This window comes from Bradyrhizobium sp. USDA 4472, from assembly GCF_054058595.1.
This window is the reverse complement of sequence record NZ_JBSSAM010000001.1, coordinates 2711234-2731277: the sequence shown is the minus strand read 5'-3', so window position 1 is coordinate 2731277 and position 20044 is coordinate 2711234. Positions and strand designations below refer to the sequence as shown.

Below are 20044 nucleotides of genomic sequence, written 5' to 3'. Positions count from 1 at the left end.
CAGGCGCAAGATTCAAGTAAGCTCTCCGGTCAGGGGACCGGAGCGACCGTGCAGGGCGCACAACGCAACTCGCTGAGACTTCTGCAGTGGATGATGGCCGCATCCCTGGCGCTGCCGATTGCGCTGTTCGCGATTGCCTCCACGATCTCCTACAATTCGACGCTCGACATCGCCGACCGTGAGATCGAGCGCTCCCTCGATGTCGCTCATGAGCACGCGCTCAAGGTGTTCGAGACCATCGATCGGAGCCTCGCGGAGCTCAACGAGGTCGTGCGCGACCTTCCCGACGATGTCATCCGCGCGCGCGAGCCCGCGCTGCACGGGCGCCTGAAGCAGCTCACGGATTCGCTGCCGCAGCTCAAATCGGCCTGGATCTTCGATGCGGATGGAAAGGTGCTGGTCAACAGCCTGGTGTCGCCCCCGCCGCCGCAGAGCTTTGCCGACCGCGATTACTTCTACGCCCACATCGACCAGAGCATCGGCACTTTCATCGGCGCCTCCCTGACGCCACGGGCGCCTTATCAGGGCGCGCGCTTCTTCGGCGTGAGCCGGCGCCGCTCAACCGACGACGGCAGCTTCACCGGCGTCATCCAGGCCTCGGTGCTGCCGGAATATTTCGCGAGCTTTTACGCCAGGATCGGCGCCGATCCCGGCAGCTTCTTCGCGATGGGACGCACGGACGGCACGCTGCTGGCGCAATTCCCGCGGCTCGACCACGACTTCCGGCTCGATCCGAACGGCCCGGTCGGCCATGCCATCGCGGCCCATCCCGATCATGGGCTGATCACCATCGCCTGGCCATCGGACGGGATCGAGCGGCGCATCGGCTACCGGCGCGTCGCCGAATATCCGATCTATGTCAGCGCCGGCCTCGAGACCTCGGCGATCCGCGCCCGCTGGCTAGGCACCATAAGCCAGCATCTGGTGTTCGGCGCGCCCGCCACCGCGCTGCTGTTCGTCCTGCTCGCCTTCGCTTTCCGGCGCACCCAGCATCTGCAGCTCGAGGCTGCCAAGCGGCGCGAGGTCGAGGAGGCGCTCAAGCACAGCCAGCGGCTGGAGGCGCTGGGCCAGCTCACCGGCGGCGTCGCGCACGATTTCAACAACCTCCTGACCGTGATCCGCGCGTCCGTCGACCTCCTGAACCGGCCGCAACTGAGCGAGGAGCGGCGGCAGCGCTACATCACCGCGATCGCCGACGCGGTCGCGCGCGCGGCCAAGCTGACCTCGCAGCTGTTGGCCTTTGCCCGCCGGCAGACCTTGAAGCCCGAAGTGTTCGATGCCGGCGAGCGCGTGCAATCGCTGCGCGACATGCTCACCACGCTGCTGGGACCTGCGATCGAGATCGTCACGCAGCTGCCGCCCGAGCCCTGCCTCGTCAATGCCGATGCCGGGCAGTTCGAGACTGCGATCATCAACATGGCGACCAACGCGCGCGACGCAATGCAGGGCAAGGGCCGCATCGTCTTCACGGTGCACGCGGCGACCAACCTTCCTGATGCGCTGGCGCACGTCTCCAGCAGCCAGATCTCGAACGATACCGGTTTCGTCTGCGTCGCCGTCAACGATAGCGGCATCGGCATCCCCGCCGCGCAATTGGGGCGCATTTTCGAGCCCTTTTTCACCACCAAACAGGTCGGCCAGGGCACCGGCCTCGGCCTGTCGCAGGTGTTCGGGTTCGCTCGGCAATCCGGCGGCGAGGTGACCGTCGCCAGCGAGGTCGGCCAGGGCAGCACCTTCTCGCTCTATCTGCCGCGCGTGCCCGCAGCTCTGCTGCCCCGCAGCGAGGCACCGACGACGGCGCCGGCCGTCGCCGGCAGCGGCATGTCGGTGCTGGTCGTCGAGGACAACATCGAGCTCGGCAATTTCGCCGCCGACGGGTTGACCGAGCTCGGCTACAGCATCACGCTGGTCGACAACGCCACCGACGCGCTCACTGAACTCGTCGGCGCCCCTGAAAGGTTCGACGTCGTGTTCTCCGATGTCGTCATGCCCGGGATGACCGGGCTCGATCTTGCGCAGGCGATCCGCGATCGCTGCATCGGCGTACCCATCGTGCTGACCACGGGCTATAGCCACGCTCTGTCCCAGGACGGTGTCGCCGGCTTCGAGCTCGTGCAAAAGCCTTATTCGATCGAGGAACTGTCGCGCGTTCTGCACCGTGCAGCACGGTTGAAGCGGGTGCGCGGGGGCGCCGCGGAGTGAGACCCGGGAACCCGAGGGAACCGGCTGGCGTTGTCCCCCCATGCAGAAGCCGGTCCGAAACAATGCGCAAGACAGGACGCCGCCCATCGTGGAGATCACCGGCGAGAACGGCGATGACATCGCTCCGCCCCCGCCGGAATTGCTGGAGCCGGATTCCGAGCTGAGCCCCGAAGAGGCCGAGCAGGCACGCAAGGACTATCTGCTCACCCGATTCTGGATCAGCGCGCGCGGCTTCTGGAGCCGCAAGGGCGACCGCCTCGCCTGGCCCTTCTCGATCGGCCTCGTGGTGCTCATCATCCTGACGGTCGGCTTCCAATACGGCGTCAATGTCTGGAACAGGGCGATCTTCGACGCCATCGAGAAGCGCGACGCGCCGACGGTCTTCCACCTCACGGCGCTGTTTTTCCCGCTCGCGATCGGCAGCATCATGCTCGGTGTGGTCCAGGTGTTTGCCCGGATGGGCATCCAGCGGCGCTGGCGCGCCTGGCTCACCAACAGCGTGCTGACGCGCTGGCTGACCAACGGACGCTACTACCAGCTCAACCTCGTCGGCGGCGACCACAACAATCCGGAATACCGGATCGCCGAAGACCTGCGCATCGCGACGGATTCGCCGGTCGATTTTCTTGCCGGCGTGACGTCGGCGTTGCTGTCGGCAGCGACCTTCATCGTCGTGCTCTGGACCATCGGCGGCGCGCTCACCGTAACGGTTGGCGGCTCCGCGATCACCATTCCCGGCTTCCTCGTGATCGCCGCGATACTCTATGCGGGCATCGCTTCGGGCTCGATCCTGGTGATCGGGCGTCAATTCGTGCAGGTCTCCGAGGACAAGAACCAGGCCGAAGCCGATTTCCGCTACACGCTGACGCGCGTGCGCGAGAATGGCGAGAGCATCGCGCTGCTCGGCGGCGAGGAGGAGGAGCGCGGCGGCATCGACCGCAACTTCACCGACGTCCTGCGGCAATGGGCGCGGCTCGCCGGCCAGCACATGCGCACCACGCTGGTGTCGCAGGGCTCGAGCCTCGTCGCACCTGTCGTGCCGCTGCTGCTCTGCGCGCCGAAATTCCTCGACGGCAGCATGAGCCTCGGACAGGTGATGCAGGCGGCCTCCGCCTTCACCATCGTGCAGAGCGCGTTCGGTTGGCTGGTCGACAATTACCCGCGGCTTGCCGACTGGAACGCCTGCGCCCGCCGAATCGCGTCGCTGATGATGTCGCTCGACGGCCTCGAGCGCGCCGAGCAGGGTGACGGCCTGGGCCGCATCAAGCGCGGCGAGACCGCTAACGACGCCATGCTGGAGATGAAAGACCTTTCGGTCACGCTCGACGACGGCACCGCTGTCGTCGGCGAGACCGAGGTGGTGATCGAACCCGGCGAACGGCTGCTGGTGGCAGGCGAATCCGGCACCGGCAAGAGCACGCTGGTGCGCGCCATCGCAGGCCTGTGGCCATGGGGCGGCGGCAGCGTCAATTTTCATCCTGATCGGCGGCTGTTCATGCTGCCGCAGCGGCCTTACGTGCCCTCCGGCAGCCTGCGCCGCGCTGTCGCCTATCCCGGCGCCGAGGACGACTGGACCGTGGCGGAAATCGGCGAGGCGCTGCACAAGGTCGGCCTCGACCATCTCAAGGAAAAGATCGAGGAAGAGGGGCCCTGGGACCAGACGCTGTCGGGCGGCGAGAAGCAGCGTCTCGCCTTCGCGCGGCTGCTCCTGCACAGCCCTGATATCGTCGTGCTGGATGAGGCGACTTCCGCGCTCGACGAGAAGAGCCAGGACAAGATGATGAAGATGGTGACCGAACAGCTGCGAGAGGCCACCATCGTCAGCGTCGCCCACCGCGTCGAGCTCGAGGCGTTCCACAGCCGCAAGATCGTGCTGGAGCGCCGCAAGGGCGGCGCGAAGCTCGTCAGCGACATTGACCTGATCCCGCGCAAGGGCAAACGCAAGCTGCTGGGCCGCTTCCTGCGCCAGCGCAAGCCGGCGGCCAAAAAGGCGGCCTGAGCGCCGTTGGAGTCCCCGGCAAAACCGGCTATGCATGCGCCGCCTGCAACGAGGACCGCCTGCTTGACGCCCGACACCGCCCTTTCGACCGCGCCGTTCGGCGCGTTTGCGCCGACCGCCGCGCAGGCTGCGATTATCGGTCTTGTGCAGCGATCGCGGCTGAAGCGCGGTGCATTTCGGCCCTGGATGTCGCGGCTGGTCGATCTGCTGCGCGGCGGCCCTGTGGATGTGCAATATCAGGGCGCCTCGTTCCGCTTCTATCACCAGGGCAGCGCCACCGAACGCGGCGCGCTGTTCAACCCGGACTACAACATCGACGAGCTCGACTTCCTGCGCCAGCATACGGCGGTCGGCGGCACGTTCGTCGATGTCGGCGCCAATGTCGGCACCTTCGCGCTGGTGATGGCGCGGCACGTCGGCACCGATGGCAAGGTGGTCGCGATCGAGCCGCATCCGCTGACCTTTGGGCGGCTCTCGTTCAACCATGCCGCATCCAAGGCAACACAGGTGCGCCTGGTGCAGGCCGCCGCGGGCGACAGCGACGGCGAGCTGATGATCGAAAGCGGCGGCGGCAATCTCGGCGCCACGCATGTCGTCACTGGCGCGGCCGGCGCTGATGCCATCAAGGTGCCATCGCTGCGGCTCACGCGCATCCTCGACGAGGCCGGCGTCACACGGGTCGATTCGCTCAAGATCGACGTCGAGGGCTTTGAAGACCGGGTGCTGATCGGATTCTTCCGCGATGCGCGACAAGCGCTGTGGCCGCGCGCGGTGGTGATCGAGCATCTGTCACAGAACGAATGGCAGCAAGATTGCATTGCTGACATGGTTGCGCGCGGCTTTACGATCGCGCGCAAGACGAGAAGCAATACGTTCCTGTCGCGCTGAACAACAGAGGCTGGCGATGATCGACCATCTGGGCTTTCCCGTCTCCGACTACGAGCGCGCCAAGTCGTTCTACACCGAAGCGCTGGCGCCGCTCGGTTACAGCCTGATCATGGAGGTCACGCAGGAGCAGACCGGCCACGATCGGGCCGCAGGCTTCGGCGCCGACGGCAAGCCGGATTTCTGGATCGGCGGCGAAGGCGCGCTGAACAAGCCGGTGCATGTCGCAATATCGGCAAAAGATCGCAGCACCGTCGATGCGTTCTACAAGGCTGCCATGGCCGCCGGTGGGCGCGACAACGGCCCCCCCGGCATCCGCCCTCACTATCACGCGAACTATTACGGCGCCTTCGTGCTCGATCCTGACGGCCACAACATCGAGGCGGTTTGTCACGCGCCGGAATAGAACGGGCGGGATGCGGGAACATCGGCCCGACATCCTCGTTGTCGTCCTTCTGACAACTGACCTTGATGATGCCGATGCCGATTGAACCGCCCGAGATACCGCCATCGACACCCGGCACGCCGACCGAGCCGCCGCCTGGAATCCCGCCCGGCAATCCGCAGCCTGAAATCACGCCACCCGTGCACCAGCCCGGCGAATCACCTCGGCCCGATGAATTGCCGGGGCGCAGGCCTGACGAGATTCCTTCGCGCGGACCGAACGGGCCGCTCACGCCGAATCCCGCGACGGATGCCAATTCGTCGCAGGGTCACATGTGACGCGATTGCAAGCTGGGTCTGAATGCGCAATGAACGTTGCCTGCGTGACATGATCTGCATGCAGAAATAAATCGCGACGCAATGTCTTTGCCCGCCACAATCCGGCCTAACGCGTAGCTGTTCATCATCCCACTTCACTCCGCCAAAGAACCTTCCGGGGAATTTCACGACATGACCAATCTTCGCTTCGTGCTGCTTGCCACGACGGCTCTGACCGCGATGCAATTCGCAAGCTCCGCATCGCATGCGCAAAGCGCACCGCTCGTCGTCGCGCAGGCTCAGCCTCAAGAGACGGGCCCTGACGGAAAGCCGAAGCAGCCTCCGAAGGAAGCGCCAAAGGGAGCACCGCCCGCGCATCCGACCGCGCCGCCGCCTGCCGCGCCCAAGGCACCCAGCGCAGCTCCGCCGGCAGCTGCACCGCCGCATCCGCCCGCCGCACCTCCGCCGGCCGCCGCGCCGTCACGCCCGACGCCGCCACCCCCGCCGCCCGCGACCCATCAGGCACCGCCCCCGCCACCGCCTGCAGCACCCAAGCCGCCGACGCCCCCGGCTGCGGCGCCGCAGCAGCATGCACCGGCACCGCCGCCGCCCCCGGCCGCAGCGCCGCAGCAGCATGCACCGACACCACCGCCGCCCCCGGCCGCAGCGCCGCAGCAGCATGCACCGACACCGCCGCCGCCCCCGGCCGCAGCGCCGCAGCAGCATGCACCGACACCGCCGCCGCCTCCGGCAGCGACTCCGCAGCAGCACGCTCCTGTTGCACCCGCCCCCGCGCCGACTGCGACACCGGTGCGTCCGGCTGCGACGCCAACGCCTCCGCCGCCCCCCATTACGCCGCCGGCCGGGTCCCGGCCGCTGCCCAACGCAGCGCCCGCCCCGACGCCAACGACCTCTCCGACGCCCGCAGCTCGTCCGGCACCATCTCCGGCGCCCACGCCATCGGCAACGCCGGCACCTGGCGCCACGCCCCCCGGACGTCCTGGCGCTCCGCCGGCTGCCGGAGCACCGGCTCCAGGCGCAACCCCGGCTCCGTCGGCAACGCAGGCTCCCGGACGTCAGGGTGCAACGCCTGGCGCGCCCGCCGCAGGCACTCCGCCGGTGGCGCCGCAGGCCGGTGCCGTGCAGCGTCCTCCGGCGCCGCCGCAGGGCGCCGCGGCGCCGACCGTCGTTCCTGCCACGCCAGCCGCAGCACCGCCGCCCGACAAGGCGCAGTACGCGCCGCCGACGGTTGCTCCAGCCTTCCGCGCCGCGCCAGCCGTCGCAGCGCCGCTGCCCCCGCCGCCGCGTCCGCAGCAGCGAGACCTGACGCCGCTTGCGTTCGGTGCGGGCGTGGTGGCCGGTGCCGTGATCGGCGCCACCATCGCCGACTATCGCAACCAGCGGCAGGAGGTCGTCGAAGACGGCCGCACCGTCTACACCGAGCCCGATCGCATCATCGTGCGCGACCCGAGTGGGCAGGAATATGTCCGCGGCAACGATCTCTATCGCTTCCGTTACGGCGCCCGCGATATCCGCACCGAGACGGTCGGCGGCGAAACCCGCACGGTCGTGATCCGTCCTGACGGTACCGAAATCATCACGGTGGTCGGTCCGGACGGAAGCTTGATGCGCCGCATCCGCAGGGATCAGCGCGGGCGTGAGATCGTGATCATCGACAACACCTACCGCGATCCGCGGGCGGTCGGCGGCTTCTATGTCGACGTGCCGCCGCCGGTGGTCAGCATCCCCTACGATCGCTACATCGTCGACGCGCAGGAAGCCTCGCCGGACGTGATCTACGAGACCATGCGGGCCCCGCCGGTGCAGCGGATCGATCGGCGCTACTCGCTCGACGAGATCCGCTACTCGCCGAATGTTCGCATGCAGATGCCGAGCATCGACGTCAACACGATCAACTTCGCGACGGGATCATGGGCCATTCCGCCGGACCAGGCGGCGCGGCTGCAGGTGATCGCCGACGGCATCAACCAGGCGATCCAGGCCAATCCGCAGGAAGTGTTCCTGATCGAGGGCCACACCGATGCGGTCGGCAACGACGTCGACAATCTGTCGCTGTCGGATCGCCGGGCGCAGGCCGCGGCCGAATTGCTGACCCAGCAGTTCGGCGTGCCCGCGGAGAACCTGACATCGCAGGGCTACGGCAAGCAGTACCTGAAGGAGCAGACCGACGGGCCGAGCGTGATCAACCGGCGCGTCACCGTCCGCCGCATTACCCCGCTGCTCAATGGCGGCCAAGCCAACGCGGCACCGCCTCCGCCGCGGCAATAAGACCATCGCAGAAAAGAAAATGGCCGGGAGCGATCCCGGCCGTTTTTGTGTTTTGCCTCGACAGCGAGGGCACTAACCCTTGTCGCTCTCGAGCCGGAAAATCTGCGAGCCCTCGCTCCCCGACAGCAGGCCGGCCTTGGAATAGAGACCGAGCTTGGTGCGCGTGTCGGCGATGTCGAGATTGCGCATGGTGAGCTGGCCGATGCGATGCTCCGGCGTGAACGGCGCGTCCTCCACCTTCTCCATGCTGAGCCTTTCAGGTGCGTAGGTCAGGTTCGGGCTCTCGGTGTTCATGATCGAATAATCGTTGCCGCGGCGCAACTCCAGCGTGACCTCGCCGGTGACGGCCCGCGCAACCCAGCGCTGCGCCGTCTCGCGCAGCATCAAGGCCTGCGAGTCGAACCAGCGGCCCTGATAGAGCAGACGTCCGAGTCGCATGCCGCTGATGCGGTACTGCTCGATGGTGTCCTCGTTGTGAATGCCGGTGACGAGCCGCTCATAGGCGATGTGCAGCAGCGCCATGCCCGGCGCTTCGTAGATGCCGCGACTCTTGGCCTCGATGATGCGGTTCTCGATCTGGTCGCTCATGCCGAGGCCGTGGCGGCCGCCGATGGCATTGGCTTCGAGGAACAGCGCGACCGGATCAGAGAAGGTCTTGCCGTTCAGCGCGGTGGGCTGGCCTTCCTCGAAACGCACGACGACCGTCTCGGCCTTCACGACGCAATCCTCGCGCCAGAACGGCACGCCCATGATCGGGTTGACGATCTTGATGCCGCTGTCGAGGCTTTCGAGATCCTTCGCTTCATGCGTGGCGCCGAGCAGATTGCTGTCGGTCGAATACGCCTTCTCGGCGCTCATCTTGTAGGCAAAACCCTGCGCGGTCATGAACGCCGACATTTCAGCGCGACCGCCGAGCTCGTCGATGAACTGCTGGTCGAGCCAGGGCTTGTAGATGCGCAGGGATGGATTGGTCAGCAGGCCGTAGCGATAGAAGCGCTCGATGTCGTTGCCCTTGAAGGTCGAGCCGTCGCCCCAGATGTTGACGCCGTCTTGCTTCATCGCCGCGACCAGCATCGTCCCGGTGACCGCGCGGCCGAGCGGGGTGGTGTTGAAATAGGTGATGCCGCCGGTCGAGATGTGGAAGGCGCCCGACTGGATCGCGGCGATGCCCTCGTGCACGAGCTGCGTGCGGCAATCGACCAGCACGGCCTTCTCCGCGCCGAAGGCTTCCGCCTTGCGCGGGATCTCGTTGTAGTCGGCCTCGTCGGGCTGGCCGAGATTGGCGGTATAGGCGTAGCAGCGTGCGCCCTTCTGCTTCATCCAGAGCAGCGCCGCAGAGGTGTCGAGGCCGCCAGAAAACGCGATGCCGACTTTCTCACCCTTGGGCAGGCTTTTCAGGATCGTGGTCATGGGGCTTCCAATCGGGTCCTAGGGGCTGATGAGGGGCTTGGTTTGACCGCGCGAATATCAAATTTCGCCCGGATCGGCACGCTTTTAATGGCTCAAACCGACGCCGCCGGGCCGGTCTTACGGCCGAACAGGCGCTTGCGGAGCCGGTAGGCGGGCATGTTCAGCCGGGTCAGCGCCGCATCGACCGCCGCGTCGGAAAACCGGGTCCGGGGCCAGCGGTAGATCAGGGCGTAGCCGAACCAGATCACGACGAAGGTGACGAGCCCGGCGGTTGCGACGTCGGTGAAGAAGTGGCCGCCGAAGGCCATGCGGAGGCCGCTGGTCACGGCGCCGAACACCAGCGCGCCGGCGTAGGCCAGCGGCCGCCATGCCGGCGGCGCCAGCGCGGCGGGCGCCAGCGTCCAGAACGCGGTCGCGCCTTCGCCGGAGAAGAACGAGCAATTGCGCGCGCAATCGCCGCGCGGATCCCACCACGCCACGAACTGCTGTTCGCCGGCAAATTCGGTCACCACCACCGGCCGCGGCCGGCCCCAATAGGTCTTGAAGGTGAGATTGGCGAGGATAACGGCCGACAGGATGATCGTGGCCAGCAGGAATACGATCGCGCGTCCTGACACCATCAGAGGACGATCGGGCCAGATCATCTTGACCACGAGCGCGACCAGCGACGGCAGCACACACGCCCAGGACGCCCACGTCGCAGCGTAACGCGCGACGCCGGCCCAGTCGTTCAGCTTGAGCGGAAAGGTCTTTGTCTGGGGATCGAAGAACAGCGCCGCGAGCTTGAGATCGAGCTCGGGATAGAGCCCAAAAACGACGCCGATCACCAGCCACAAAGCGAGAGCGATAAAGAGTCCAGTCCGGTTCATGGCGCGCGGTTTAGCGGAGTGGGACCGCGATGAAAACCCCAACGAAGCTGCCATACTCCCCCCGGGAGGGTAAGAAAGTCACCGCGCCTCCGGCCGCGAATTCGACGGCAGCGGCGGAGGCGGGTTGCGCGGGGGCCGCGGGATGCGCCAGGCGCCGGCGTTGCGGCCGGCGATCAGCCAGTAGACGACGCCGGCGACGATGCCCGCGCCGGTCATGATTTCCAGATGCCGACGCACGATGCCCTCGAACTGCAAGGTGTCCGGGTCAAACGGGATGAGGCCGAGATAGCAAGCGAGTCCGACCAGGCCGCCGCCGACCGCATAGGCCAGCGCGCTGCGGATGTAGAGCGCCTCGGTGATCGCGACGATCACCGCCGCCGGCACCAGTGCGAAGCCCGACACGAAGATGAAGCCGAAGCCGAGCAGGATGTCGATCGCGCCCTGGTCGACGGGACCGGCGCCGAGATCGGAGAATTCCGGAAACAGCAGCGCGCCGACGACGATCGTGCCGCCGACGAAACAGGCGGCGAGGAAGCCGATGAAGATGACGACGAGGCGGCCGATCAGGGACATGGTGCGAAAGCCGACCCAGGCGGCATTGCGAGGCGCGCGGCGACGAAGCAATCCAGACCGTTTCCGCAGTGACAGACTGGATTGCTTCGCTTCGCTGGAAATGACGAGGATGCGAGAGCGCGGGCGCGCATCGTCAATCCGTCATCGCCATGGCGCGGAGCGCCTGGCGCTCGCGCGCGCTGAGCTTTTCCGTCTCCGACTTGAGCTGACCGCAGGCGGCGAGGATGTCGCGGCCACGCGGGGTGCGCACCGGCGAGGAATAGCCGGCGTTGAAGATGTATTCGGAGAATTTTTCGATCTGGTCCCAGTCCGAGCATTCATAGGCCGTGCCGGGCCAGGGGTTGAACGGGATCAGATTGATCTTGGCGTGAATGCCCTTGAGCAGCTTCACCAGCAGCTTGGCATCGTCGAGCGAATCGTTGACGTCCTTGAGCATCACATATTCGAAGGTGATGCGGCGCGCATTCGAAGCGCCGGGATAGTCGCGGCAGGCCTGCAGCAGCTCCTTGATCGGATATTTGCGGTTGAGCGGCACCAGCTCGTTGCGCAGCTCGTCGCGCACCGCATGCAGCGAGATCGCGAGCATGACGCCGATCTCCTCGCCGGCGCGCACGATGTTCGGTACCACGCCCGAGGTCGACAGTGTGATGCGGCGGCGGGAGATGCCGATGCCTTCATTGTCGCCGACGATGAGCAGCGCATCGCGCACCGCATCGAAATTGTAGAGCGGCTCGCCCATCCCCATCATCACGATGTTGGTGACGCGGCGCGTGCCGTCCTCGCGATCGGCCCAATCGTTCAGGCGATCGCGCGCCACCATGATCTGACCGACGATCTCGCCGGCGGTGAGGTTGCGCACCAGGCGCTGCGTGCCGGTGTGACAGAACGAGCAGTTCAGCGTGCAGCCGACTTGCGAGGAGACGCAGAGCGTGCCGCGATCGGTCTCGGGGATGTAGACGCACTCGACTTCATGGGCGCGCTCGACATTGTCGCCGCTCGGCAGCCGCAGCAGCCATTTGCGAGTGCCGTCGTTGGAGATCTGCTCGGCCACGACTTCGGGCCGGTCGACAGTGAAATGCTGGGCGAGCTCGGCGCGAATGCCCTTCGAGATCGAGGTCATGTCGTCGAAGCTCTGGGCGCCGCGGAAATAGAGCCAGTGCCACAGCTGCTGCACGCGCATCTTGCGCTGCGCCGGCGCGACGCCGATCTCGCCGAGACGATCGGCAAGCTCGGTGCGCGACAGGCCGATCAGCGAGGGCTTGGCCGGCGGCACATAGGTTTCAAGCGGAGTCTTCTCCACCAGGATTGCGTCGCGCGGCTCGGTCGTCGGTTGCATGGGTTGCCTGATTAGTTGATGTCTCGTCATGCTCGGGCTTGTCCCGGGCATCCTCGTTCTCTTCCGCCTGTGGCTAGCGCGTGGCTGGCCGGGACAAGCCCGGGCGATGACGGCGAAAAATGGGAACCGCCCCTATATAGCAACCGGAACCGCCGATTGCGACCATGGCTATTACGTAGCCTTACCGCCGACAATCCTGTGCGATCTTGTCGAGCGCCTGGGCGAGGCCCTTCAGCGAGAATGTGTCGGTCGTCTCCGTTCCCTTGGCCGAGACGCCCTTGACGACCAGATCGGCCGATTTGCGCATGGCCTCGACCATCCGCTCCTCCTCGGCCGCATTCTTGATCCAGAGGCCGTCGCCTTGCGTGTACATCGCGAAGGACGCGCCGCCGACCTCGACAGTCGATTCCGAGCCCGGCTTCAGCGCGTAGCCGATCATGACCGAGACTTCGTTGTTCACCTTCTCGGCCGGACGGGTCGACACGAAGGCATAGGCGGGATCGCGCGGCCGGTTCGGTGGGTTGGTCTTCGACGACGAGGGTTTTGCCAGCGCGAAGCAGACCTTCTTGCCGTTGGGCGTCGCGGAATAGGCGCCCCAGGTGCCGAACTGGCCAATCAGCGTCGGCTCTGCGCCACCGGCCACTGCAGCGGCAGGGCCCGCCGTCTTGCTCTCGGGCTTGGCTGCCGTCTTGGGGGCTGGCTTTGTCGCGGCCTTGGGCGCCGGTTGCGCCCGTGCGGAATCGGTGATTCCGCCGACCGCCACGCCAGTCATCAAAGCTAAAATCAGCACCCGCCACATGCTGGAGTGGTTCCCTCAATATTGTGACTGGAAGATGGCCCGGACGCGCTTTGTCCAGGACTCTGGGATAACCGGGAAAGTCTAATTTGGGAAGGCAGTTAGCGGGTGAGCGCGACTAGCTTTTCGTCCGCGCGGCACGCTGCTCGGCCCATCGCGCCGCAGTCCATTGCAGCAGGTCCTCGGCGCCGGAACTGCGCAAATGCGCACCGCCGTCGATCACCACCATCTCGCCATTGATATAGCCGGCGCGGTCCGAAACCAGGAAGCTGGCCAGGTCGGCGAGCTCGCTGTGCTCACCGGTGCGTCCCAGCGGGTTGCGCGCGGTCCAGCCTTCGTCACGGCCTTCGGGGCGGAGCTGCCCCGATGCGCCCGATGTGGGGAACGGCCCCGGCGCGATCGCAACGCTGCGGATGCCCTTGGGGCCCCACTCCACCGCCAGGCTTTTGGTCATCGCCAGCACAGCCGACTTCGCCATCGCGGAAGGAACGGTGAAGGCGCGGCCGGTGATGGTGGAGGTCGAGAGGATCGAGAGCACGACGCCGTTGTGCTTGCCATCGATCCAGCGCCTGCCGGCGGCGAGCGTGCAATACATCGCGCCATGCAGCGTCGGTGCCAGGATCGCATCGGCCGCGCGGAACGACAGATGCTCAGTCTGCGCGATGAAGGTTGCGGCAGCGTTGTTGACGAGGATATCGAGCGGCGCCTCGCGCCAGATCGCATCCATCATCGCGTCGACAGCGGCACCGTCTCGAACATCGCACGCTGTTGTCGTCACCTTGCCGCCGGTTTCTTTGCGCATCTCGCTCGCGGTTGCTTCGAGACGATCGAGCTTGCGCCCGCAGATCACGAGCTCGGCGCCGAGCGCGAGAAAGCGGCGCCCCATTGCGGCCCCAAGGCCCGAGCCACCACCGGTGACGAGGATACGCTTGTTCTGGAGCAAACCTGTTTCAAACATCGTTCGAATCCCTTTCTCCGCCGGTTCGTCACTGCGAGCGAAGCGACGCAATCCAGGCTATTTCCGCAGGGCGGATTCTGAATGGCTTCGCTTCGCTCGCAAGGACGCAAGGATAGGCTTTCCCACGACTCGAGACAAAGAATCCGGATTGTCCGGCCGCGGTAAATCCGGCAGAAACGGGCCAGCCACGACTCCACTCGAAACGCTTCAGGTGCCGCCATGAAAGCCATCCTCTGCTCGCAATATTGCCAGCCCGACGATCTCGTGCTCCGCCGACGTGCCGGATCCGGTGGCCGGTCCCGGCGAAGCCGTGATCGCGATCAAGGCGGCGGCGCTGAATTTCTTCGACATCCTGATGATTCAGGGCAAGTACCAGATCAAGCCGCCGTTCCCGTTCTCGCCAGCCGCGGAGGTTGCCGGCGTGATCGAGAGCATCGGGCCCGGCGTCACGGATCTCAAGGTCGGCGATCGCGTCGTCGCCTCCTGCGGCCACAACGGTGCGCGCGAGAAGATCGCGCTGCCGGCGGCAGGGATCGTGAAGATTCCCGACAATCTCGATTACGATCGCGCGGCCGGCATCATCATCATCTACGGCACCGCGCTGCATGCGCTGGAGGATCGCGCGAGCCCGAAGCCGGGCGAGACGCTCGCGGTGCTGGGTGCCGCCGGCGGTACCGGCCTTGCGGCCTGCGAGCTCGGCAAGCTGATGGGCCTGAAGGTGATCGCTTGCGCCTCGTCGGACGAGAAGCTCGAATTCGCCAAAGCACACGGCGCCGAGCTGACGCTGAACTACGCCAAGGAAGACCTGAAGGAAGGCTTGCGAAAACTCACCGGCGGCAAGGGCGTCGATATCATCTTCGATCCGGTGGGTGGCGCGTATGCCGAACAGGCATTGCGCTCGATCGCCTGGGAAGGCCGCTTCCTGGTGATCGGCTTTGCCGCCGGCGATATTCCGAAGATGCCGCTGAACCTCGCGCTGCTGAAGGGCTGCGACATCAGAGGCGTGTTCTGGGGCGCCTGGACCCGGCAGAATCCGGAGAAGAACCGCGCCAATCTCGAGAAGCTCGTGAAGTGGACGGCGGAAGGCAAGATCTCCTCGCATGTCGACCGCACGTTCCCGCTGGCGCAGACCGCCGACGCAATGAAAGTGCTGGCGGGACGCCAGGCCATGGGCAAGGTGATCCTGCATCCGTGAGGACGCAGGCGGTGCCGCCACATAGGCAACCGCATCGCGGGAATCACCGGCGTCGCTGAAGCTGCGCCGGCGTTTTCGCGCAGCGCCGTCTGGTTGAGCCTTTCTCAACCATCACCGTCAAAATTGCGGTGCATTCGCCCGCTTCGCCCGAATCAAACCAAACTATTTCCTGATTCGCGCAAACCGCCGTCGTTTTTTGGGCTGATTCGAACGGCGTTTTACCGGTTCCGTTTGCGGGACACTTCTGGACAAAAGCAAGAAGACTGAAGCCGGGAATGCCCCTGCGTTGCGTTGGTAAGGGGAGCATCACCATGGAGACGACGGCACATCGCCCGTCGACGGAGTCGACGGCGCTCGACTCCCATCGAGCAGCATCACATTCACCGACCGCGTCCTTTATCCGGGCGCGGGCCGCACGGGCCGATCTATCGCAGGACGATCCAATCCCACTCTTCCTGTCCGATCCGCTCGGTGCGCCGGACCCACGCGAATATGCGCCGATCGAGGTGCGCTCCAGACTGATCCCGCGAGTTCTCGGGGCGGTCCTGGCGGCATCCACGGTGGCTGTTCTGGCCGTGCTGTTTCAGTCCGAGATTCACGGCCTCTTTGCCGCCAATGCCGCAAACTGGATCGGCATCGCGGCGGACCAGGCCATGGCGTCGACCCATGCGCCCGCCGTACCGCAGACGGCGGGCAAGGAGCCGGAGCGCGAGAGCGATACGAGGCTGGCGAATGCCGACACGCAGGATCTTCCTGCGCCGTCAACGCCGAGCCGCGAAGCGATAGCGACCGCCTATCAAAGCGCGCTACAGGCGCAGGCACCAGCGCCTGTGGCGGCCGCAGTTGCCGCACCACCCGAGCCACCTTCACCCGCCAACCGGCTTCCGCCTGCCAGGACACTCGACGCGGACACGCTGGCGGGGCTGATGGCGCGCGCCAGGAGCCTGATGACCGTCGGCGACATCGCCGCGGCGCGGCTCCTGCTCGAACGCGCGGCCGATGCACAGGATGCGACGGCGGCGTTCGTGCTGGCGCAGACCTATGATCCCGCCGTGCTGGGCACCAAGGACACGCGGAGCATCACTGCGGACGCCGCAGCCGCGCGCGACTGGTACCGGAAAGCCGAGCAGCTTGGATCGGCGGAGGCGAAGCAGCGCCTCACCCAACTTCAGAACTAGATCTAGCAGGGGACATCATGCGTAACACTTTGAAGATGGCGCTTGCCGCCGTCTTGACGATCTGTGCCTTCGCGGCACGCGCCGAGCAGACCGAATACGATCCGGCCAAGGTCTCGGACAGCTTGAAAGCCATCTTCCAGTTCGGCTCGAACTCGACCAAGCAGGCGCTGAACGCCAACACCGTCACGCTGATAACCGGCACGATCGGCGGCACTTACGTGCAATTCGGCGCCGACCTCGCCTCCGTCCTCGACGACGGCAACAAGATCCGCGTGCTGCCGATCGTCGGCCGCGGCTCGGTGCAGAGCGTTGCCGACATCCTGTTCCTGCAAGGCGTCGATCTCGGCATCGTGCGCGCCGACACGCTCGACTATCTCGAGCGCAAGGGCTTCGCCAAGGACATCAAGAAGCAGTTCACCTATGTGTCCAAGCTCTACAATGAAGAGATGCAGGTGATCGCGCCGAAATCGGTCGCCACCCTCAAGGACCTCGAAGGCAAGACGGTGAGCGTCGACCTGCCCAACGGCGGCACCTTCGTCACCGCACTCACCGTGTTCGAGCGGCTCGGGATCAAGGCGAAATTCGTCTATATCGAGCAGCGTATCGCGATGGAGAAGCTGAAGGCTGGAGAGATCGACGCCGTCGTCGTGGTCGGCGGCAAGCCGTACAAGTCGGTCTCGACCTTCAGCAATGACGGACGCTTCCATCTTGCCGGCGTCGACTATGCAAAGCCGCTCCAGAGCGACTATCTGCCGGCGACGCTGACGCCCAAGGACTACCCGAACCTGATCAAGGACGGCGAGAGCGTGGACACGATCGCGGTGCCGGCGGTGCTTGCCGCGTATAATTGGGCGCCGAACACCGAGCGCTATCGCAAGCTCGCGCTGTTCGTGGACGCGTTCTTCACCAAATTCCCCGCGCTCCAGAACCCGCCCTTCCATCCCAAATGGAAGGAGGTCTCGCTTGCGGCGCCGCTCGCCGGCTGGAACAGATTGCCGGTGGCGCAGCAATGGCTTGACCGGCATGGTATCGAGCCGGTGACGCGGCAGCGCTTCGAGGCCTTTCTGAAGCAGAGCCCGGCAGCTGCGAAGGTGTCCGACGCAGAAAGGGAGACGCTGTTCAAGCAATTCCAGGCCTGGGACGCCGAGAAAGCACGGGCGGAGAAGAAGTAGCGAGCCCTCCTGTTATTGCGCGGCGTCCGTCGCTTCCACACCGCGCTTCAGTGCGGCGCGCGCGGCCTGCCGATGCTCCGACGTGATGTGGCTCGCGACCATGCGGATGGCGGTCGCGAGCACGGCGGCATCGTCGGTGAAGCCGAGCACCGGCATCACGTCTGGAATGAAGTCGAACGGCAGGATGAAATAGGCAATCGCGCCCAGCAGCGATGCCTGCACATGGCGCGGCGTCTGCCGGTCGAACGCGCAATAATAGGCGGCGAGCAGATCTTCCGCGAACGGCAGATGCGCGGCGACGCGCTTCAGCTTGCTCCAGAAGCGGCGGCGCACGCTGTCACGATCCTCCGCGAGCCGATCGGCCGGCTCGAAGCCGACGCTGTGTTCGGCAGCCATGTCTGGAAAACTCCCCTTCAACCGGACGCGGCGGATCGCCGCATCGTATGCTGATCACGACATGGGGATGCGAATCCTGCCTGCAAGTGTCAGCCTGATACCGGCTTAGCGATGGCATTCATCGCCGTGGCAAGCTCGATGTCGAGCTTGGTGACGCCGCCCGCATCATGGGTCGACAGCACCACCTCGACCGTCTTGTAGACATTGCGCCATTCCGGATGGTGATCCATCTTCTCGGCCACCAGCGCCGCGCGGGTCATGAAGCCGAAGGCCTCGTTGAAATCCTTGAAGACAAAGGTTTTTCCGATGGCATCGCGGCCCTGGACCTCGGTCCAGCCCGGGATACCGCCCAGTGCCTGCTTGCGTGTGTCCGCCGATAGCCGTCCTGCCATCATCGTCCTCCGTCCTTCAGGGGAACTTTACCCTAACACCGTGCCTATGGCCCGGGTTCGGATCGATCCGCTAACCATGACGCAGATGTAACCCCGCCGGACAAGAAATTTGCTACAATTGCGGGTGCAAATCGCCGGCCGAGATGAGACTGAGCCTGAAGCGCCTGTTTGGGAGATCGATGACCGGGGATTCAAACCTGGCCGAAACGCCCTCTCCGCCTTCGCCGCGATCCGCGGCGCGGAAGACGGCGCTCGTGTCTCTGGCGCTGGTGCTCGCCATCGTCGGCGCGCTGGCCGGCGGCTATTATTTCGCGATGCGACCGGTGACGCTGAAGATTGCGGTCGGTCCCGCCAACAGCGACGACGTCAAGGTGGTGCAGGCGCTCACGCAGGCCTTCGCGCAGAGCAAGGGCTTCGTGCGGCTGCGCCCGATCCAGACCGACGGCGCCACCGCCAGCGCGGAGCAACTCGCCGAAGGCAAGGCCGATCTTGCGATCGTGCGCGGCGATCTCGATGTCCCCAAGAACGCGCAAGCGGTCGCCACGCTGCGCAAGAACGTCGCGGTGCTCTGGTCAGTGCCCGGCAAGGGCAAGAAGAAGGGCGCGAAGATCACCAAGATCGCCCAGCTCGCCGGCCATCGCATCGGCGTGATCGGCCGCACCCAGGCCAATGTCAGCCTGCTCAAGGTGATCCTGCAGCAATATGGCGTCGATCCCACCAAGGTCGAGATCGTGCAATTCCCGGCGAGCGAAGCCGCCGAAGCGATCAAGAGCCAGAAGGCCGACGTCTATCTCGCGGCCGGCCCGGTCAACAGCAAGATCACGGCGGATGCGATCGCGGCCTCCGCCAAGGATGGCGGCTCGCCGACCTTCATCGCGATCGATTCGGCTGACGCGATCGCGCAGAACCATCCGGTCTATGAGGCCTCGGAAATTCCTGCCGGCACTTACGGCGGGTCTCCCGATCGTCCCGATGACGAGGTCAAGACCATCAGCTTCTCGCACCACATCGTGGCGCGCAAAGGCCTGTCGGAGACCACGGTCGCAGCCTTCACCCGGCAGCTCTTCGCCGTGCGCCAGCAATTGCTGACCGAATTCCCGCAAACCGCGAAGATCGAAACGCCCGATACCGACAAGGACGCAGTGATCCCCGTGCATCCGGGCGCCGCGGCCTTCGTCGATGGCGAGGAGAAGACCTTCCTCGACAAATACAGCGATTACATCTGGTGGAGCCTGATGGCGCTCTCGGCCACCGGCTCGATCGGCGCCTGGTTCGCCGGCTATCTGAAGAGGGACGAGCGCGACAACAACAGCCATTTGCGCGAGCGCCTGCTCGACATGCTCGCCGCGGCCCGCAAGAGCGAGACTACCGAGGACCTCGACCAGATGCAGGCCGAAGCCGACGACATCCTGCGCGACACGCTGCGCTGCTACGATCACGGGGCGATCGAGGAAGGCGCGCTGACCGCCTTCAACATTGCGCTCGACCAATTCCACGCGGCGGTTGCCGACCGCAAGGCCGTGTTGATCGCCTTGCCGCAGAACCTGCAGCGCACCGGCGCGCAATTCCGGGCCGCCGGCAACGCATAAACGCGCGCGCTTGTAATCGCCCCGTCACATTCTCTCAATATAGCTCCCGCTGTCATTCCGGGATGGTCCGAAGGACCAGACCTCAGGTGCGCAATTGCGCACC

At 65.7% G+C, this 20044-nt stretch carries 17 protein-coding genes and 1 pseudogene; 10 read left to right on the top strand and 8 right to left on the bottom strand.

Features of this window, described 5'->3' with window-relative positions; genetic code table 11:
* Nucleotides 1–48 precede the first annotated feature (48 nt).
* The 6 genes from ACVWZ4_RS12470 (at nt 49) to ACVWZ4_RS12445 (ending at nt 8077) form a co-directional block, all read left to right on the top strand.
* Nucleotides 49–2202 carry an ATP-binding protein gene (locus tag ACVWZ4_RS12470; RefSeq protein ID WP_456740405.1) on the top strand — a complete coding sequence of 718 codons (2154 nt, stop codon included), beginning with the start codon at nt 49–51 and terminating at the stop codon, nt 2200–2202.
* Between the two features lie 40 nt (nt 2203–2242).
* Nucleotides 2243–4201 carry an ABC transporter ATP-binding protein/permease gene (locus ACVWZ4_RS12465; RefSeq protein ID WP_456700345.1) on the top strand — a complete coding sequence of 653 codons (1959 nt, stop codon included), beginning with the start codon at nt 2243–2245 and terminating at the stop codon, nt 4199–4201.
* Nucleotides 4202–4231: 30 nt separating this feature from the next.
* Complete coding sequence (locus tag ACVWZ4_RS12460; protein ID WP_456700346.1) at nt 4232–5089, top strand: FkbM family methyltransferase; 858 nt, start codon at nt 4232–4234, stop codon at nt 5087–5089.
* 16 nt (nt 5090–5105) lie between these two features.
* Nucleotides 5106–5492, top strand: a complete 387-nt coding sequence (locus ACVWZ4_RS12455; RefSeq protein WP_456700347.1) for a VOC family protein — start codon at nt 5106–5108, stop codon at nt 5490–5492.
* Between the two features lie 74 nt (nt 5493–5566).
* Nucleotides 5567–5809, top strand: a complete 243-nt coding sequence (locus tag ACVWZ4_RS12450; protein WP_456790134.1) for a hypothetical protein — start codon at nt 5567–5569, stop codon at nt 5807–5809.
* 171 nt (nt 5810–5980) lie between these two features.
* Nucleotides 5981–8077, top strand: coding sequence for an OmpA family protein (locus ACVWZ4_RS12445; protein ID WP_456740404.1), 2097 nt, complete (start codon nt 5981–5983; stop codon nt 8075–8077).
* A 72-nt stretch (nt 8078–8149) separates the two neighbouring features.
* On the opposite strand, the gene argG is transcribed toward ACVWZ4_RS12445, so the two are convergent.
* From argG to ACVWZ4_RS12415, 6 genes are all read right to left on the bottom strand, one after another.
* Nucleotides 8150–9487, bottom strand: a complete 1338-nt coding sequence (argG, locus tag ACVWZ4_RS12440; protein ID WP_456700350.1) for an argininosuccinate synthase — start codon at nt 9485–9487, stop codon at nt 8150–8152.
* A gap of 92 nt (nt 9488–9579) precedes the next feature.
* The gene (locus ACVWZ4_RS12435) at nt 9580–10356 is read right to left on the bottom strand and encodes a phosphatase PAP2 family protein (RefSeq protein WP_456740403.1); all 777 of its coding nucleotides are present in this window, start codon (nt 10354–10356) and stop codon (nt 9580–9582) included.
* Nucleotides 10357–10434: 78 nt separating this feature from the next.
* Nucleotides 10435–10929, bottom strand: coding sequence for a hypothetical protein (locus ACVWZ4_RS12430; RefSeq protein ID WP_456705116.1), 495 nt, complete (start codon nt 10927–10929; stop codon nt 10435–10437).
* Between the two features lie 133 nt (nt 10930–11062).
* Complete coding sequence (gene rlmN / locus ACVWZ4_RS12425) at nt 11063–12265, bottom strand: 23S rRNA (adenine(2503)-C(2))-methyltransferase RlmN (protein WP_456740402.1); 1203 nt, start codon at nt 12263–12265, stop codon at nt 11063–11065.
* Nucleotides 12266–12446: 181 nt separating this feature from the next.
* Nucleotides 12447–13064 (bottom strand): invasion associated locus B family protein, encoded by a 618-nt coding sequence (locus ACVWZ4_RS12420; protein WP_456740401.1) that lies wholly within the window; start codon nt 13062–13064, stop codon nt 12447–12449.
* 115 nt (nt 13065–13179) lie between these two features.
* Nucleotides 13180–14019, bottom strand: a complete 840-nt coding sequence (locus ACVWZ4_RS12415) for an SDR family oxidoreductase (RefSeq protein WP_456700354.1) — start codon at nt 14017–14019, stop codon at nt 13180–13182.
* A 219-nt stretch (nt 14020–14238) separates the two neighbouring features.
* Here ACVWZ4_RS12415 and ACVWZ4_RS12410 point away from each other — a divergent pair.
* The 3 genes and pseudogenes from ACVWZ4_RS12410 to ACVWZ4_RS12400 all read left to right on the top strand — a co-directional run bounded on the left by ACVWZ4_RS12410 (nt 14239) and on the right by ACVWZ4_RS12400 (nt 17564).
* A pseudogene (locus ACVWZ4_RS12410) lies at nt 14239–15214 on the top strand (NADPH:quinone oxidoreductase family protein).
* Between the two features lie 311 nt (nt 15215–15525).
* Nucleotides 15526–16392 carry a hypothetical protein gene (locus tag ACVWZ4_RS12405; RefSeq protein ID WP_456740400.1) on the top strand — a complete coding sequence of 289 codons (867 nt, stop codon included), beginning with the start codon at nt 15526–15528 and terminating at the stop codon, nt 16390–16392.
* Between the two features lie 17 nt (nt 16393–16409).
* A complete protein-coding gene (locus tag ACVWZ4_RS12400) occupies nt 16410–17564 on the top strand; it encodes a TAXI family TRAP transporter solute-binding subunit (RefSeq protein WP_456700357.1) in 1155 nt (384 codons plus the stop codon).
* A 12-nt stretch (nt 17565–17576) separates the two neighbouring features.
* Here the strand turns inward: ACVWZ4_RS12400 and ACVWZ4_RS12395 are convergent, their stop codons facing one another.
* Both ACVWZ4_RS12395 and ACVWZ4_RS12390 read right to left on the bottom strand, forming a co-directional pair.
* A complete protein-coding gene (locus tag ACVWZ4_RS12395; RefSeq protein WP_456700358.1) occupies nt 17577–17960 on the bottom strand; it encodes a YkvA family protein in 384 nt (127 codons plus the stop codon).
* Between the two features lie 89 nt (nt 17961–18049).
* On the bottom strand, nt 18050–18355 hold the full coding sequence (locus tag ACVWZ4_RS12390) for a 4a-hydroxytetrahydrobiopterin dehydratase (protein WP_456700359.1): 306 nt from the start codon (nt 18353–18355) through the stop codon (nt 18050–18052).
* A 140-nt stretch (nt 18356–18495) separates the two neighbouring features.
* Here ACVWZ4_RS12390 and ACVWZ4_RS12385 point away from each other — a divergent pair, with 140 nt between their 5' ends.
* A complete protein-coding gene (locus ACVWZ4_RS12385) occupies nt 18496–19941 on the top strand; it encodes a TAXI family TRAP transporter solute-binding subunit (RefSeq protein WP_456740399.1) in 1446 nt (481 codons plus the stop codon).
* The last annotated feature ends 103 nt before the right edge of the window (nt 19942–20044 follow it).